General features: G+C 33.8%; 11 protein-coding genes and 1 pseudogene. 5 read left to right on the top strand and 7 right to left on the bottom strand.

What is annotated here, in order from left to right; translation table 11 throughout:
• Positions 1-48: 48 nt before the first annotated feature.
• Entirely contained in the window at positions 49-1,212 is a 1,164-nt protein-coding gene (locus SOI76_RS08910; RefSeq protein WP_104078656.1) for an MFS transporter, read from the top strand.
• Positions 1,213-1,286: 74 nt separating this feature from the next.
• Here the strand turns inward: SOI76_RS08910 and SOI76_RS08905 are convergent, their stop codons facing one another.
• Entirely contained in the window at positions 1,287-3,059 is a 1,773-nt protein-coding gene (locus tag SOI76_RS08905; protein WP_104078657.1) for an amidohydrolase, read from the bottom strand.
• A 494-nt stretch (positions 3,060-3,553) separates the two neighbouring features.
• Between SOI76_RS08905 and adeT1 the strand changes: the two genes are divergently transcribed.
• Entirely contained in the window at positions 3,554-4,549 is a 996-nt protein-coding gene (gene adeT1, locus SOI76_RS08900; protein WP_104078658.1) for a putative multidrug efflux protein AdeT1, read from the top strand.
• A 43-nt stretch (positions 4,550-4,592) separates the two neighbouring features.
• Here adeT1 and SOI76_RS08895 read toward each other — a convergent pair.
• A pseudogene (locus tag SOI76_RS08895) lies at positions 4,593-4,688 on the bottom strand (hypothetical protein); the annotation flags it as partial.
• Positions 4,689-4,818: 130 nt separating this feature from the next.
• Here SOI76_RS08895 and SOI76_RS08890 point away from each other — a divergent pair.
• The gene (locus SOI76_RS08890; RefSeq protein ID WP_104078659.1) at positions 4,819-5,454 is read left to right on the top strand and encodes a PolC-type DNA polymerase III; all 636 of its coding nucleotides are present in this window, start codon (positions 4,819-4,821) and stop codon (positions 5,452-5,454) included.
• Positions 5,455-5,532: 78 nt separating this feature from the next.
• Positions 5,533-6,234 carry a hypothetical protein gene (locus tag SOI76_RS08885; protein WP_104078660.1) on the top strand — a complete coding sequence of 234 codons (702 nt, stop codon included), beginning with the start codon at positions 5,533-5,535 and terminating at the stop codon, positions 6,232-6,234.
• A 142-nt stretch (positions 6,235-6,376) separates the two neighbouring features.
• Here SOI76_RS08885 and SOI76_RS08880 read toward each other — a convergent pair whose 3' ends face one another.
• The 4 genes from SOI76_RS08880 to SOI76_RS08865 form a co-directional block, all read right to left on the bottom strand.
• A complete protein-coding gene (locus SOI76_RS08880; RefSeq protein ID WP_104078661.1) occupies positions 6,377-12,436 on the bottom strand; it encodes an ATP-binding protein in 6,060 nt (2,019 codons plus the stop codon).
• Positions 12,437-12,916: 480 nt separating this feature from the next.
• Positions 12,917-13,978, bottom strand: a complete 1,062-nt coding sequence (locus tag SOI76_RS08875; protein WP_068930487.1) for a hypothetical protein — start codon at positions 13,976-13,978, stop codon at positions 12,917-12,919.
• Between the two features lie 222 nt (positions 13,979-14,200).
• A complete protein-coding gene (locus SOI76_RS08870) occupies positions 14,201-14,416 on the bottom strand; it encodes a hypothetical protein (RefSeq protein WP_049067824.1) in 216 nt (71 codons plus the stop codon).
• 302 nt (positions 14,417-14,718) lie between these two features.
• Positions 14,719-15,267, bottom strand: a complete 549-nt coding sequence (locus SOI76_RS08865) for a TetR/AcrR family transcriptional regulator (RefSeq protein WP_104078663.1) — start codon at positions 15,265-15,267, stop codon at positions 14,719-14,721.
• Positions 15,268-16,064: 797 nt separating this feature from the next.
• Here SOI76_RS08865 and SOI76_RS08860 point away from each other — a divergent pair.
• Positions 16,065-16,505: an HD domain-containing protein gene (locus SOI76_RS08860; RefSeq protein ID WP_104078664.1), complete on the top strand. Its 441-nt coding sequence runs from the start codon at positions 16,065-16,067 to the stop codon at positions 16,503-16,505.
• A gap of 34 nt (positions 16,506-16,539) precedes the next feature.
• On the opposite strand, the gene SOI76_RS08855 is transcribed toward SOI76_RS08860, so the two are convergent.
• Positions 16,540-17,184, bottom strand: a complete 645-nt coding sequence (locus SOI76_RS08855) for a hypothetical protein (protein WP_104078665.1) — start codon at positions 17,182-17,184, stop codon at positions 16,540-16,542.
• Positions 17,185-17,193: the final 9 nt, after the last annotated feature.

The following is a 17,193-nucleotide window of genomic DNA, read 5'->3' as shown; positions in this document are numbered from 1 at the left end:
GACTAAGGAAAAATCTAATCTTTAAAGGGATTATTTAAAGGAATAAGGATGATGCATAAAATCGAAAGTAAGCGAGGAATGCTTGCGCTCATGACGTCTCACTGTGCAGGTATGGTTGATTTGGTTGCCTTACCAATCTGGATAGGCACACTCATTGCGAATTATCATTTTGGTTTTCAACAAGCGGGTGGCCTAGTCACCCTGTTCTTATTAGGAGCAATGCTTGCAAGTTTAATATTTGCGCCTATTTTTAACCGTTTTAATCCTAAATGGCCCGTTTTTATTGGATTCCTTTCTGCTTGCTGTGCTTTTTACTTAGCCTCAAAAAATACTCATTTTTCAGTATTAGCAATATTACATCTGGTAGGTGGCTTTTCTGCAGGCCTTGCCTTGAGCTTCACTCATGGCACTATGGGAAGAAGTATAAATCCTCATAGAATATTTGGATTTGCCGGTCTAGCACTTGGTATTTTTGCTATTTTATTTTTAGCAGGTTCTTTAAATTTAATTAGGAATTTTGGCGGCTCTACACTATTTTTGATTCTTGCCTCAATTATGGCTGTTGCAGCGTTTATTGCTTTTTTATTCTATCCCCAAGTCAATAAAAAACAGGACAATATTCAATTTGAATCGTACCATCGTCCTAAATTTTCAAAATATATTTGGTGCTGTATTTTTGGAATATCTTTATTAGCCATGACAAATTCTATGAATGTCAGCTTTTATGAACGTATTGGAATTGCACGTGGTTTTGGAGAAAGTTCTGTTGCACTGACATTAATTATTTACGGTATTGTTTCTATTTTTCCAGCGCCGATCGCGGCTTTCACTCAAAAGTATTTTAATCCACTCGCCGTTATTTGTATTGGTCCCATCTTTCAAGCCATATTTTCATTAGTGCTTACCCATAGTCATAACTATTTTCTTTATACGGTGGCTGGGTCATGTATGGTTTTCACTATTTTATTTACTCATACGTATGCTTTTGGATTACTCGCCAGACTTGAGCCAACAGGCCGAGCTGTTGCCGGAACCCCTGCCATGTTAATGTTCGGTGCAGCCTTAGGACCAATATTAGCGGGGACTTTAGTTCAATATATTAGCTTTGAAGCTATTGGGATCATGGGCTGTATTTTGGTTATTGGTCAATTGATTTTATTTAATATAGTTAGAGCCTATTACACTCATCATGGTATAGCTCAAAATGCTTAAATTCTAAAATTTATGTTTGAGCCAGCAAGTGAGCTGATTTTTCTTCAGCTCACCTCAAACTCTAAATAACGAGTTTATTGTTGATAAACTTTCTTTCCATTAAAAATGGTCCATACCACTTTTGTTTCAGCCAACTGTTCAGGTGAAACATTAAAAATATCTCTATCTACAACAATCATATCGGCTTTTTTGCCCGGTTCGAGCGTGCCGATGCTTTTATCCAAATAAAGCGCTTTTGCCGAATTAATCGTATAAGCCTTAAATACTGTATCTCGGTCGATTGCTTCTGCTGGGTTTAAAACTTCGCCTTCATTACCTTTTCTGGTAATTGCTGTCGCCATAGCAACAAAAGGATTGGCTGTTGAAACTGGTGCATCACTTGCGCCCGCAATGGTTGCGCCGTTAACTAACAATGAATGTGCTGGATACATGCCCTTATAAGAAGTAGCATCTATATAAGGTTTTACCAATTCTTTGTTAAAACTGTCTTCATAGGCCCACGCCAATTGCATGGAGGCAATCACATTATTTTGTTTAAAGCGCTTATAGTCTTTAGGGTCTACGAGCTGAAGATGAGTAATGCTATGAGGGACATTGCTCTGACGCTTTGAACGAGCATATTCAAATGCAATTAAAGATTCATGTACAGCTCGATCACCAACAGCATGGATATGAACCAACATATTTCGCTTATCAGCTTCATCAACAACTAACTTAAAAGTATTGGGGTCAAATAACAAAGTCCCTTGTTTATTACTATTAGAATAACGACCAAGTAATGCAGCCGATTGGGCTGGAAACTCTAATACCCCATCCGCAAAGACTTTTATACCAATTAAATTAAAGTTATCTATATTTTTATATTTGCTATTGATTGACTCAATGATGTTAAACACCTGAGGTGTACTTTTTGAGTTAATGACATGCAACCCTGAAACTCGCGCTGTTAACTCTCCTTTCTGAGATAATTCTTTATACATTGGAATCATCCCTAGGGTTTCCTCTGTATTTTTAATATTAGTAATTCCTTTATTGGGACTAGCATTTGCAGCAATGTCCATCCATGCCGTTAAGCCCAAACTATTATAGTATTTGACCGCTTCTTTAGAGCCTTTATAAAGTAGTTCGTGTGATACAGATGGAATTTTATCACTCACCATATCCCAGCCTGAATCGACCACAAATCCAGTGGGTTCGAACTTATCATTATGTGCAATGTTTTGCTGATCCTCTGGGCTTAATTGCTGAATAAAGTTTGCGTCTATACCAGCTTTCTTAAGGAGTGCTTGGTTTGCCCAAGCTGTATGATGGTCACTGCCGACTAAAGCAATTGGACGATCTTTCCATTCATTATTATTAAATACATTCGATAGTTGGTCAGCCAATTCCCAATATTCTGACGACAAACCATTTAAAAATAAAACATCTCCAGCAACACCCGTACCATCAAGGCTAGCTTGTTTAAGTTTTGCTTCTACTCTGGAAATATCTATGGAGGTATCGCCGCTATCCATGGTTGCTAATACAGCCTCAACACCAGAAGCTAAAGCATGAATATGGCTATCAATTAATCCTGGTATTAAAACTTTATGGTCCAGATCAAAAACTTGCGTATGACTATCTGCAAGTTTTTTGATTTCTTCGTTACTACCTACTTTTAAGATGGTTCCATCATGGGCAACGGCGATAGCCTGTTGTAAAGAATCTTTATCTTTAGCGGTATAAATCTTTCCATTAATATAAATACTTTCAGCACTACTAATATCAGTACTATCATTGTCTGTACATCCCAAGTTTATAAAGAGCAAACCTAGGCTAAGCACTAAAAATCCTTTTTTAAAACTCATTGTTAACTCCAAAAATCATTCAAATTCTAATAATCGTTTTCTAATCTTCTTGTTGATCTATTTGCATCAAATGTTTGAGTACTGAGGTCTATCCATTGCCTACAGTTTTATTACTCTTGATACACTTAAACAGATCTATACGATGTCTTGCGCTACTTGCAAAATTCTCTATTTCACTATTGGGTATGCCCGTTAGTTCTGAACCCGTAATTGCAATTTTTGTTTTTAAGATTTCCATAAATTAATCTCCATTGTGGAATGGATAAACTAATTTTTAAGTTTATTTAAGGATATAAAAAGAATAGAGAAAATACCGATTTATGAGATTTTTGTCCGCAAATCGGACATTAAACACTCTAATAAATCATTAAATGACTTCCTGAACCAAAGCTGTCTTTTGACCTTTTCTCTTTAAATTCTTATTGAAATGTCATATCTAATCTAATCAAGATTTATAAAATCGTTTTTATAATTTAAATAATGGATAATTAAATATGGATCGTTTTAAAACTATTTTACTTATTGCAAGCACATGTTTAACAACAACTCTTTATGCCAAGCAACAAGTCGTGTGTGTGTTTGACCCCATTGGTAAGTCAGGAGATGCTTTCGCTTTAGCCAAAGACTATGCACTTGAAGCCAAAAATTGGGGAGCTGATCTATCTTTAAAAGCATATGTTGATGAGCGCGTTGCGGCTGAAGACTTAAAAGTTGGAAAATGTGATGGGGCTATTATTAGTGGTTTACGTGGCCGTCAATTTAATAAATATACAGGATCTTTAGATGCGGTTGGCGCATTAACAAATATGAAAACGGCAATTAATGCCTATAAGCTGTTGTCTTCACCAATGGCCGCAAAAAATATGGTGGTAGGCCCTTACGAAATTGCTGGCTTAGGGACAATTGGCCCTGCATATTTATTTGTAAATGATAGAAGTATAAATACACTCGCGAAGGCTGCTGGTAAAAAAATTGGGGTATTTAAATATGATGAAGCCCAACCCAAGCTTGTTCAACATGTTGGAGGTCAGGCTGTATCTGTAGATGTGACCAATGCTGGTGCGAAGTTTAATAACCATGAAATTGATATTGTGCCCGCTCCTATTGTGGCATTTAAACCTTTTGAACTACACAAAGGTTTAGGTGAGAAAGGAGCAATCATTCGTTTTCCTTTGACTCAAATTTCAGCAAACTTCATTATTCGTAAGGACCAGTTTCCAGCAGGTTTTGGACAAAAGTCGCGAACTTGGGTAGCAAGCCAATTAAATAGAACTTTTGGCATTATTGCTAAATATGAAACTGATATTCCTTCAAAGTATTGGATGGATATTCCTAAAAATGAACAATTGAATTATATGAAAATGATGCGAGAAGCACGCATACAGCTAACCAAGGCTGGTATCTATGACCCTAAAATGATGAATTTTTTGAAAAAAGTGAGATGTAAAGAAAACCCAAGTAATTTTGAATGTGCGTTAAATGATGAATGAATACTCAAAACATGTACACATCTTATTTTAAGAAGCTCTACCCTCAGTTATTCATTTCCTCGCGGGCTTGTTGTGGTATTTTACCCGACCACTCTTTATAAGCCCGTGTAAATGAGCTGTGCTCGGCATAACCTAACAGCTGAACATATTACTTACTAATATCATTTCAATATTAAGATAAGTTAACTTAGTGCTATCTTTGACTTAAAGCTATTATGATGAAAAGTGTTGTGCTCTTAATACCTAATTTCTAATAGAGAAAGCGTTTTATGAATGTTTCGCCAATCATTGTACTTGATTTCGAGACCACAGGAGTCAGCCCTGAGGCTGGTGATCGTATTACAGAAGTCGCGGCTTTACGTATTGTAGAAGGTGAAATCACAGAACGTTTTGTTTCATTAATAAACTGTGGTGTAAATATTCCATACTACATCACAAAGTTGACTGGTATTACTCAAGATATGGTTAATCATGCTCCTTTAGTGGAAGAAGTCATTCCTTCTCTATTGGACTTTATTGGAACAGATCCTTTACTTGCTCACAATGCAGGATTTGACGAGAAATTCCTAAAAGCAGAAAGTATTCGACAGGAGTTAAGTCCATCACACAATGGACTCATTTGTTCTTTGAAACTTGCTCGCCGTATTTTACCTCATCAACCCAGTTATCGACTTGGGGCAATGGCAGACTTATTTAATATTAAGTTTAATGGCACAGCTCATCGCGCAGAAGCAGATGCTGAAGTTACGGCTCAATTATTCAACTATCTTTGTATGAATATTTGTCACACATATGGCTTCAATAGCATTGATCAAGATTTATTATTAGCCATTAATAAACTTACGATATCTAGAGTACCGAAATACCTAAAAAATATAGCTGCCCAATCCTTAGTTCTTAAATAGCAATCCATAGGCGACATTCCCTGCTAATTTACAGGTGTCCTCATGACAAATTTAAGATCTCATTTTTCGACGTAAATCATGAATAGAAAATTAATCAGTACTATTGTTCTCATTTCTGTATTTGGAGTTACTGCTTGTAGCAAGGCATCAAATGAACAAACAAAGATAGATACTACTGCGAAAAGCAGTTCTCAAAACGTAAAAACGGAATTATCCGAAAGTGATAAAGCAATTTTAGATAGATATGAAACAATTACAAATGAAGTTGTAATGTCTGGTGAAGATGAAAAGATAAAACAAACTTTAGCACCTTTAATACCTGAAATTAAGAAAGTTACTGCCAAGAAACAAAGAGAAATGGCATTGATGAATATTTATATGCTGTCTGGTATGTACAAAGAGGCTTATGAGTTAAATGAGCAACAGATCAAAGAGAAACCCTTGCCTCAACGGGTAATGTTCAGATGTACATTGCTTGAAAAATTAAATGAGGCCAAAGTAAAAATTCAACAGTGTCACGAAGCTTCAGCCCGACTCATACAAACCGAATTAACTAAATCATCTAACAAAAATGATCCCCAGTACAGAGACGCCGAATTTGTATATTTAACTGAAATGTATAAAGCTGGTCACACTGACTATAAAGCTAAAATACAGAAATTTATTGATGAGACTAAAGATGTCGCATCAAAAGATAGATATAAGTCTTTGTATGATGCAGATATTGAGTCATTTTATGGTACTGATTCACCAAATTATGTACCAGAATCATTAAAGTAAAACTTAAATGAAAAGCCCTGTAGACTCAGGGCTTTTTAAATTGCTTTAACGTAAATAAAAGTATCTGACTTAAATAGTCTAAACTAGCTATATATTTCGTTCGTAAGCGTTCTATTGGTAAGACAATTCATTCACTACAAAATTAAATATCAATGCTCTGTATAAACTGATAATTAACTAAACTTGAGTTGTACATTATGTTAAGTTTAGCAAATATTTCAGGATGTACTATTAAGTCCATACCTTTTAGCGTGTATGTCTCAGAGCTTATTTGCTCTTCACGTACTTCCCATGATCTCAATCTAAGAAATTCTTGTCCTTGAGAATCTTTTAGGCAAAGTTTCTCATTAAAATCTGCAGGCATATAATCAGGAGTAATTAATAACAGTTCAACAGGTGGAGTAAATATAAAGTCTTTGCCTAACATATCAGTGGAAATTGATACACCAACTAGAGAAGTCAATCCCCCTCCCAAATGGATCATTATTTCACCATTTTTTGTCCACCATAAATTTTCAATACCGTCTTTCACTGGCATAAAATTCTGAGGAAGACTAGATAATTGAGATATTAATGAAAGCCCAGATATATTCTTAATCAACTTATTAGGTCTTGAAAAACTATGTTCTTCATTAATATATTGAGTTTCCATACAAGCTAACTGTACCCAATTTTCATACTTTGGATCATTCTTAACAATAGTAATAGGACTTATTCCATTTGTTAGCTCATTTGGAAGGGGTAACGCTGGTCTTGTTACCCGACTTTGATAAATTCCTAAATGTGACTCTATATTAGGTAACATATGGAAAACGAGCTGTTCTTCTGCTTCTAATGACCATAGACCTTCTGCTTTTAAATCTTGTTGAAGGGCTTGCCCACAATTGTTCAACTCTGCAATAAATAGTTCTTCTCTCCAAGTAAGTCCATCTACAGGAGGAATAACATCTCTTGATCTCCCATAAATGAGTTCAATAGTTTCACTCATTAATTCCATATTGAAATTTTTCTTCAATTCTGCATCTAGAAAAGACTCTATTTCTGAAGGCAAACTAGGAACATATAAGCTTAAAGTTTCTAAGCTCTTAGTTGGATCTAATTGCATAATATATGGATTAGGTAAATAGGTCTGAGAGTTGCTTCCAGAATAACCATTTATATTGTTATAAGCCTCATAACTTAGTCCTGCTCTATCTAATAAAGAACGGCTTATGACTTGGGCCCCCCATATAGAAGAATTTGCATATATTTCTAATGTATCCTTAATCCCTTTACTCAAAGTAAACGGTTTATCTTCAAGCAGGAATATAATTTCTAAAATTAGCAGTAATGATGAGGTAGGCGTGCTATTACAAGCAAACCATGTTAATGGTTTAGATAAAAGATTAGGTAAATATTTTAAAATGCTAGTAAAACTTGTTAATGTTGCAAGTTTTCTAGATTTTCTGGGTTCAGATAATCTCAATAAAATTATTAAAATTAAACTCTCATCTATATCATGTCCAATTGGATCAGAAGATCTATATTCAGCAAAATAATGAGAGATTTTAGTTAAAGTTAGACGATGTTCTATGACGCTAAAAGCCTCATGCCAACAATCAATTGCTTCAGTGTAATACCCCCAATCTCTCAATCTTTCGATCAAACTTTGCGTAATACCTGCACCATAATCTGTATATTTTAATCTTCTTCCTAATTCTTCTGAAAATACCTTTGTTGTTAAATCCTCATTAAGACTTTTAGCAGTTAGTAATAAATTTTTCTGCTTAGAACCGCCAATACTACTCCATCCTCCATTCCCTCTAGATTTCATATAAGACAGAGTATAGGCAATAGCTGCTAAGTCGGAGAGCCCAGCATTTTCAAGGCATTGGGCTAGGCTAGCTAAAGGGTGATCTTCCGACCATGAAAAAACTTCTCGGCCGTAGAAGAAGAGAATTCTTTCGGCATCATTTCTATTCCCCTCTATACTTAGCTCTTGCAATTTATATGAAAGATAGACATTAAGTTTTTGATAATTTTTATTCTTTGTTTTTTCAATAAGTCTAATACATTTAATTATATCTCCAAGAGTGGCATCCTCTGGTGGATGTGGAACTATTTCAGGATAAATATAATCAGGATTAACTTTAGATAGTGAATCCCTTCGTGAATAATTGGTTGAGCTAGAAGTCTTTTTAGGTTTAATCTGACATTTAATCGGATAACCAAGATTATTGGAAACTACTTCTAATTCTTTAATGGCAGCTTCATTATATTTGTAAACATCATTAGAAACTTGGGCAGCCAATAAATGGAGTCTATTTTCTACAAATTGAGGATAGAGAGTATTTAATTTCAAAGTGCATTCTAGACGTTCTTTTACTGCTGTAAGATCATCATTTTCATATTCAATTTCAAAAGGTATAGTTTGCCATAAGCTATCAATTATTAACGGATTTGCTTGATCTAATAGCTTATTAGCAACTAATTTAAGCGCCTCAATAGTTGGCCAACTTTCATGAAAGTTTTCCTCAACAATTGTTCTTGCTAACACATCTAAAGCAGCTTCAGGATATATATCCAACAGCTCTTTAAACCAACGATTTGGTGTATGCTTAGTACTTCTACCATCTGTATGTCTTAATACAGATGAAATTAGTGGCTGTAATTTTTCTAAAGCTATTAAACATGCTTCCCTAGATTCATGAGTAATTACAGAAACAGTATCAATTATCTCAAAAAGCGTTATATCCTTCCTAAAACCGTAGCTAGTTAGATATATGCCTATGTCTTTCCATTCTTCATAAGCTTCTGGCTTATTATTATTAAAAAGGATTTGAGAATATTTCAACTTTAGTTCAGCATGAGTTGAGTAATATGTTCCATTACTTTCAACATGCTCAATTTCAGCTTTTAAAGCTTCCAATATGTACCTATTGATATTTTCGATATTGGAGTAAGGTTCAAGTAGATTAAAAATAACATCACTTGAAACTGGTCCATTAACTTCTCTATCAAGTCTTGTTGTGGTATTTAAATTAACTTGTTTGAGTACTTCTAAGATATGTGCCCATTCTTCTTCAGTTTTTACTAATCTTAATCCTAACCCTATTGTATAGCTGATAGTCCCATGAATTGCATATAGATCACATGCTCTTGGCCTACCCACAAATGGATGACTTTCTTCCAAAAGAATATTAAAAACTTCTTTGATATTATAATCTTCTGCTTTTTCTGCACAAAATACATTAATAACAAATTTTAACCAGCATCGATACCACCCTGTACCTCGAATTCTTCTAAGTTCTCGATTTAATACTTTATCAAGTTGATCGGAATGAGCTAATATCCTGATTGTAGCTACCCATAATTTCAAATTATTTTTTTCGGGATGACCATCAAAACCTAAATTTATAGAAAAAATTTTTCTTCCATCAATGACTAGATTATTTAAATTTATTCCATAATCTAATAATTGTGAAACCAGAATAGGTGACGTTGTGAGCTTTAATGCACATTCAGCATATTCTCTCGCATAGGAGTGTGCATGTTGTTGATGATAGAAATCAGATAAGCCCCAATATAATCCATATGAAATTAAACTTCGATTCTCATAATTTCTAAATTTTTCAGCTAATCTTATTACCGTTTTAGTTAAATTATTCTTTAATAATCGGCATGCTAAACACTTAATAAAATAAACAGGAATATCTTGATTTCTTTTAAATTGATTTAAATAATTTAAAATTTTTCTTAATATTTTAAAACCTAAACCTAAACCTAGACTTAAGTAAGCTTGTACTAGTGCTAAGGTATTTTCTTCAGAAGTTTTTAACTGTGTTAAATGATCAAAGTAGTCAGATAAATAAGTTCCATCCTCATAAGACATTTCAAGATTAATGTATTCTCTCCATGGAGCGATACCTCCCATATCATCAACAATCAAACAAGCTTGCATGCCATTTAAATAATCTAATGTAGGTCGACCATCAAAAAGTAATCTTTCGGATAAAGCTTGATGACCAAAAAGCCTACCATATGTTAACCAATAATCTTTGCCTCCTAATCGCTCTTGCTCATATGTATGAAGAGCCCGACGTAACTCATTACATCTAACTAATATTGCCCAATTTTGATCGTATGAAGCAATATTGGCTGTGATTGCAATATTATTTTGAATAGCATCTACAGTATGGCCATAATTAATACTTGTAGATACAAAATCAAATGAAACTAAGTCATAAATCTCATTCGATTTATTTGCATTTTTTAAGGCAGATAACAAAAACCGATAGCTCTTAGCATTTTCATAGAAACCTTTATCCTTCATCCAATCAATCACTGGATCTAAAATATCTACTAAATTAATCCCTTGTTCTTTTAGCTCTTCTCTAATAAATCGCCGGAAACTTTCATGGAATACTCTAAGTCCACCTTGGGCTTCAATTTGGACAAATACAGGTTCAAATACCTTTAGGGCAGCAGATACATGACGTGCTTGGTGGCGAGGATACATTTCCTTAAGTTCACCTTCAGTAATAGAAAATTCTATTACTGCAAATAAATCTGCAACGAAACGACCTTCATCTGAAATTTTTTCATATAAATATTTGTAATAGACTTTAATATCACCATTAATAATTGGCAGTTGGTTTAACCAATCTTCAGGTTTTTCAGTCGGATTTTGTTTTAAATTAGAAATTATCCCTTTACATAAATACCTTGCATATAGAGGTATGCTATTGGCTTTCTGGGCAACTAGACTAAATATTTCATTATGATTTTCAATACCATGCTCTGAAAATAGAGTGTCTAATTCATGTAGCTTACATAGTTCAATTGTGTCTTGAAGAGTCCAATCAGGTATATAGTAAGTTGAAACATCATCTTCCCTTCGTTTTAAAATTGGGTCTAAGTGTTCTCCTGGTTGTGTTCCTAATATAAGCTTTATCCCATTTGGAATATCTAAAGATGCTAGTCTTTCTATTATATCAGTTTCATTATCATTCAGATTAGATGATGCTGACTTAACTCTAGAAATATGATCTAAACCATCAATAATTAAAATAACCTTCTCACTCCGAGAAGCTAATTCATTTAAGGCATTTTCAAAATTTGAAATATCTGCCGAAAGTCCAATCTTTGAACTGAATGGTGTATTAATTGAATCTTGTAATTCAGCTAATAAATTAGCAAAGAATACATCTGTAGTAACCCTTCTTTCAGATATTTCATCATTAGGGGATAGATAACAGTAATGTCGTGCAACAATTGCATCTTCTTTTAAAATTTCTGACAAATTTGTTAATTCCCATGATTTCCCTGAACCTGGAGGTCCAATCAAAATATGGAATTTTTTGTCGTTATCTAATTTTAAAATGTTTTCTCTAAAAATAGGACGATCATAAAAATATTTTTTATCTAATGGAAAAGCTTGTGAAACTCTGCCAAAATCTGTTCTTATTTCAAGATGCTTAACAATCTCTTGAGTATCAAGTTTGGATTCATTAGCTCTTGCCCACGTTGCAAGTGCGATTGCTAATGCTGCAACATCCTCTACTTTACGCTCACTATTAGGATATTGGCCAATCCCTATCTTCTCATGTAAGAGCGTTAATAATTCAGTTTCAACACGACTAGGTGAAAATAAATCGCTTGATGCATGAGGTAGCTCAAGCTCGATAACAAATTTTTTACAAAACTCGATAAAGTCTGATCTATTAAAATCTGTTCGATTTTTTAGTGGCTTCCATAAAGGAGTCTGATTTTGAGGCCATATTTTTTCATAATCTAATCGATATATTTTTGAATGAATAGTATCAAAAATAGGATTTCCTGCTATCTCTATTAAACAGTCGTGATATTTATCTTCAATTAATGGAGCATTCCAAGTAGCACATAGGCGATATTCATCTGCTGGTTCAGTAGCTAATTTATTTGTTAAAATTAGTCTATCAATAGTTAAGTTTGCACTAGTTTTATTAGTAAATTCAGAGAGAGCAAGTGGCTTATTAGCATCTGTACTATGTTTGATTTGAATTTTAGTTTTAAATCCATCTTTTTTTATAATTTGTAAGTCATCAAATCTATCATCATCTAATTGTTTCTTATCGACAGTAACGGAATCAAATTTCTCAATAATACCTAATACAAAAAAATATGCAGTAATAATATCTTGATAACGATAACCAGCATGTGCTGGTTTAAGGTTTCCACTCATATCAATCCTAATGGCTTATTAACAGCAACTACAAGTTATTGATTAAAAAATTGTATTTTATATGAAATTTTCTGCTCTGTGTTGTAGCTAGTTCTTTACGCGTCACTACACTGAATTATTAAAAGCTTCTTCAACTGCATCTGTTGGTCAAGCAACTTACTAGGCCTTGGCGCTCTTAATAACTTAAACTGACTGAACCCTATTTCTAATCTTAGCTAGAGTAATTCTCTAGAAAGCTTCCTATAAGTTGTCATTACACTTTTATATTTACCCTAGTGAACTACACATCACCTTTATGAGATGTTGCGTAGTACTGATGTACCTGATATGCTTTACCCAAGCGATCGTTGACATATTTCAAATAATCTTCCGGCATAAATGAACGTGTGGATTCACTTGGTGTAAAGTCACTCACCTTGAGCGGTAAATATTTTTCATAAATTGCTCTTAATAAAAAACCCACCAGATGGTGGGTTCAGATTAAAAATTTACCTTTCTTATTTCTTTAAATCTTATATTAGGCAATCTATAACCATCATATTTAAGAGGGTGTTTTAGCCTTTTTAAAAAAGGGTTAATATTTCGATTCATAGTATTAATAAGATATTCATTGTGTTCTTTACCTAAGCTCTCCCACCACTCAGGTGACATAAAAATATTTTCAAAAAAATGAAATGTCATTTTTAATAAATGGTTAAACTTGTAATTATCTTTAATATTTAAAAATGAATCAATAAATTTATCAATGGGATTATTCTCAATATTGAGCCATGTAAAAACAAAATAACCCTTATCGTTACTAGAGAAACTTGTACAACCTAGAGAATAAAATGGATTAAAATCCCTTGCTAATAGATCTTGAATTATTTTCCCATCAAAGCCTTGTTCTGGATATACTGCACCGCTAACCATAAACGGTAATGTCTCATCAAATTCTATAATTAAAGCCTTAACTTTAGCATATTCTTGGTTTTCTAGAATTTCATCCATTAAAGGTTTAAGTCTACTAATATCATCAATAGCAATTCTCATACCGGTAAAGTGATCATCCAAATAGCTTTTTAATAATATTTTTGTTTGAAATGGTATTTTTTCATTTGATTCCAAAATCTTATAGTTAGTCTCTCGATCATTATAGTTAATCTTTTTATTATATACTTCTTTAGCATATGCTCGATAAAACAACAGAAAACACTGCTCAGGACTTCCTATAAAATCACTTATTTCAATGGGTGCAAATAAGGCTCTATCATGTTTCCCACAGAACCCCTTAAATGTGGAAGCTTTATTAATTCCATTTAACTGGGGCAGAATTTTTCCTTTTGATTCATTTAAAGCTAGTAAGTCCTTTTTATCGAAAGAATATACATGCCCATTCCTTTCAATTTTTTTTAAACTGCTACTTTTAGGAACTGTATGAGAATTAATAATTTTCCCTTCACATTCTATTCGTGTTAAATTTTCTGCTAAACACATTTCTACAGAATAACGCTTTAGAAAAGCGGCCCCTACTTCAACTATTTTCTTTCTATCTTGAGTCAACTTTTCACCAAATTTTTATTTAAAACCTAAAGTTTAATAATACTAGAATTTAAATAATTAATAAAAACAAAAAAATCTTAAATGATTCAAACCAAATATCCTCATAATTAGACAATGCTGTTCAACGTCACCATATAGACTGACTGGGATGCCCGTCATTTATTGGAGAATCTCATCTGAATGTCTTGCACTTAATATATAAAAAATACAATTAGATAATTTTTAGATTTCATAAGCTACTCCAGTATCCGGATGATAAAAATAACCTAATCCTTCTATTTGAATTCTTTTTTTGTCGATTAATACATACTGTGGAATAAAGTTATATTCCGTTGGCTGATCTATTGATATAGATTTCACAGCACTACATAAAGCAACAACTTCTAAAATGCTTCCATCCGTACCTTTTGCTTGAATCAACTTTTCGTAAAGCTTCATTTTTTATTCTCATTAATAAAAAGTTCAGTTTATTAATTTTTTTGATTGGAAGCAAATAGCTGTGCTTGTTTAAAGGCAACTATTCTCAAGCGTACTTTTTTGAAGTTCACTCAAACATACTCTAAAAAGAAGATGTATTAAACTCAGACACTATAATCTTGAAGGATTTAAGCAGGAAATACATCTAAAGTAGTGAAAAACACATCATCTTCATGTTTATCGAATACAAATAAATTCAAGTCGTCTTTTCTTAAAAAATTGAGTAATCATCTTTCTTCTCAAAGTTATTTAAATGAAATAAATTACCTAAACTGTAATAAAAACACCTCCAATACCCTTTCATCAACTTCACCCAAACTTAAACGCTGAATAATTACGCCTTCGATCATATATAAAAATAATTTGGCATCGGTAAAGGAAACATCGGAGTTAAGGACTCTAAGCAGGCTATAGATTTCGTTGGTGAGCCATGTTCTATATCGCACGGCGGTTATGTACGCTTTTGGATGGGTCAGTTTTGTTTCAAAAATAGCTTTAAATAATAAGTAATACAGCCCGTCTAGGTCTGTGTGTAAAAGATAGAGTTTTTTGAGTTTATCGATTGCGTTTGTGCTGCGGTCATATTCAACCAATGAAATCACTTTTTCTTTTAGGCGCTCTTTTTGCACAATCAGGCAGATTTCAATCAACCGTTCTTTAGAGTGAAAGTAGTTATAAAAAGTCGCTTTGGTCACTTCACACTCTTTCACAAGTCTGTCGATGCCGACTAGATGAAACCCATTGTAGTGAAATAACTCAATTGATTTATTTACGACTTGTACTGCACGTGTTGGGAGAACTATTTTTGGCATATTTTTACCGTTATAAAAAATTATTGTTGTATATAAATGAGATATAAAAACCGCTGTCTTTTGGGAGAAAAAAGGCATAGCAAAGCCGTAAAGACTGTGCACAGCACATCTCAAGTTTGAATTGTCTAAGTTTTAAGTAATAACGAGCTAAAGCCTGAAAAAGCCTTATGGCGATCAAGCTGCGTTAAATGTTTTAAGCCGTGTTGTTATAGCTTTTGGCAATGGCTGCCAAGAAATGATGAATGTACAAAGCCAACTCCTTATATATGGAGTTCTGCCAAGGCATTAGAATTATGGTGGCAGAACGAAAGAGGGTTGACAGACTGGTACGACGCCAGCACACCCGAGGGTGTCCCTCTCCCGTCCTACCGCTACGGGAGGGAACGAGGAGCTTACACATAAGACTATTCCTCAGAAGAAATAATCCTGATGCGGTCGTATAGCAGTCTGTCAAAACTGCCTGGCAATGTAGGCCAGCCCGCAAATGGTAATCTCCAATATTTGAAGTGTCAATGTGAAATTGGCTAGAAAATATTTAAATAATTATTATTTTTCATTTAATTACATAATTAAGGATATTCTTAAGTAATATTTACAATCTGCTTTTATATCATTAAGTTAAATTTTAAAGTTGAAAAAATTTAAGGTCGGTTTTGTTCTTATCAAACAAGAATGAATAAATAAAAATGAACGATTACTCTTATGCCTAACTTAAGTATTCAGTATAAAATTATGACTTAAGCTACCCATCTCGCCCATTAGGCCGTGTCATATACTTAAATTAATAAGAGCAAAAAATGACTCAAAATAAAGTTGAATTAGCAGAGAAATTATCAAAAGAATCTCATCAAAGTCAAAAGTATGGTTCTCATGATTACTTTGATTACCATATTAAAGGTGTGGTCAATTCATTAATCGAGCACCAATTTTCAGAAGTCTATATTATTACAGCCCTTCTACACGATAGCGTTGAAGATACACCTCTTACCCTAGCCAAAATCGAAAGTTTATTTGGAAAAGAAGTCCGTGATGCCGTTGATGCATTAACTAAACGAGAACCTGAAACACGCGAAGAATATTTAATTCGTTGTAGTTTGAATCCGATCGCTCGAGTCGTGAAACTTCATGATGCAGCCTTTAATGCGCATAACTCACATAAAGAAAATAATCAATCACGAGTAGATTATTATCTTCAAACCATGTTGATTGTTTCAACGGCGCAAGATAGGTTGGGATGAAAAGACAACGAAATGAATCCGTTGCCTTTTGTGTTTAAGATTGTGCAAATGCCCAAATGTCTTTTGATGCAACCGTGTCAGATACAAGCCTAAAACTCATAGGTTCTAAATCTTCATCTATCACAACATAACCTTTCGAGTTATTTTTTAGCGCATCACACTTGTTATCGGTCAGTTGATAGTTTGCAGTATTGGCTAATGCGCTTTCAGTAATAACACCTGTAAACACACAATTTGGGTCTTTCGAGACAATTTTGCCTTGTGCATTCACCTCGGCATTGACCGTTGTTCCATCTGAAAATGATAAATCGTAATTGCCGACCAATTGATTCAGCGTAATTTTCTGATCATCAATTTTTTCATAATGTGCTAATTCAACTTTCATCGCTTGATTAGACTGGTTGCTTTGCCAAGCTTTGGTTTTTGCGTCATAGCTCATCACAATTTTGGCACGGTTTTCGTCATCATCTAAAACCAATAATTTAGAACCATCTGCACCAGAATAGTATTTACCCGCCATAGGTAACTCTTGATCCGTTTCGGTACTAATAATATAAGTGCCGACATCTAAGCTCGGAGCTAGTGCAGGTTTTTCAGTCGAGACTTGGTCATCATGATCATTGTCATTACACGCCGCCAATCCAAACCCAAGAAGTAAAACCAACAAACAACGTTTCATGGTCTTCTC

It is taken from the genome of Acinetobacter pittii (genome assembly GCF_034064985.1).
Classification (GTDB): Bacteria; Pseudomonadota; Gammaproteobacteria; order Pseudomonadales; family Moraxellaceae; genus Acinetobacter; species Acinetobacter pittii_H.
The sequence above is the reverse complement of the archived record's forward strand: the minus strand, read 5'-3'. Positions and strand labels throughout refer to the sequence as shown.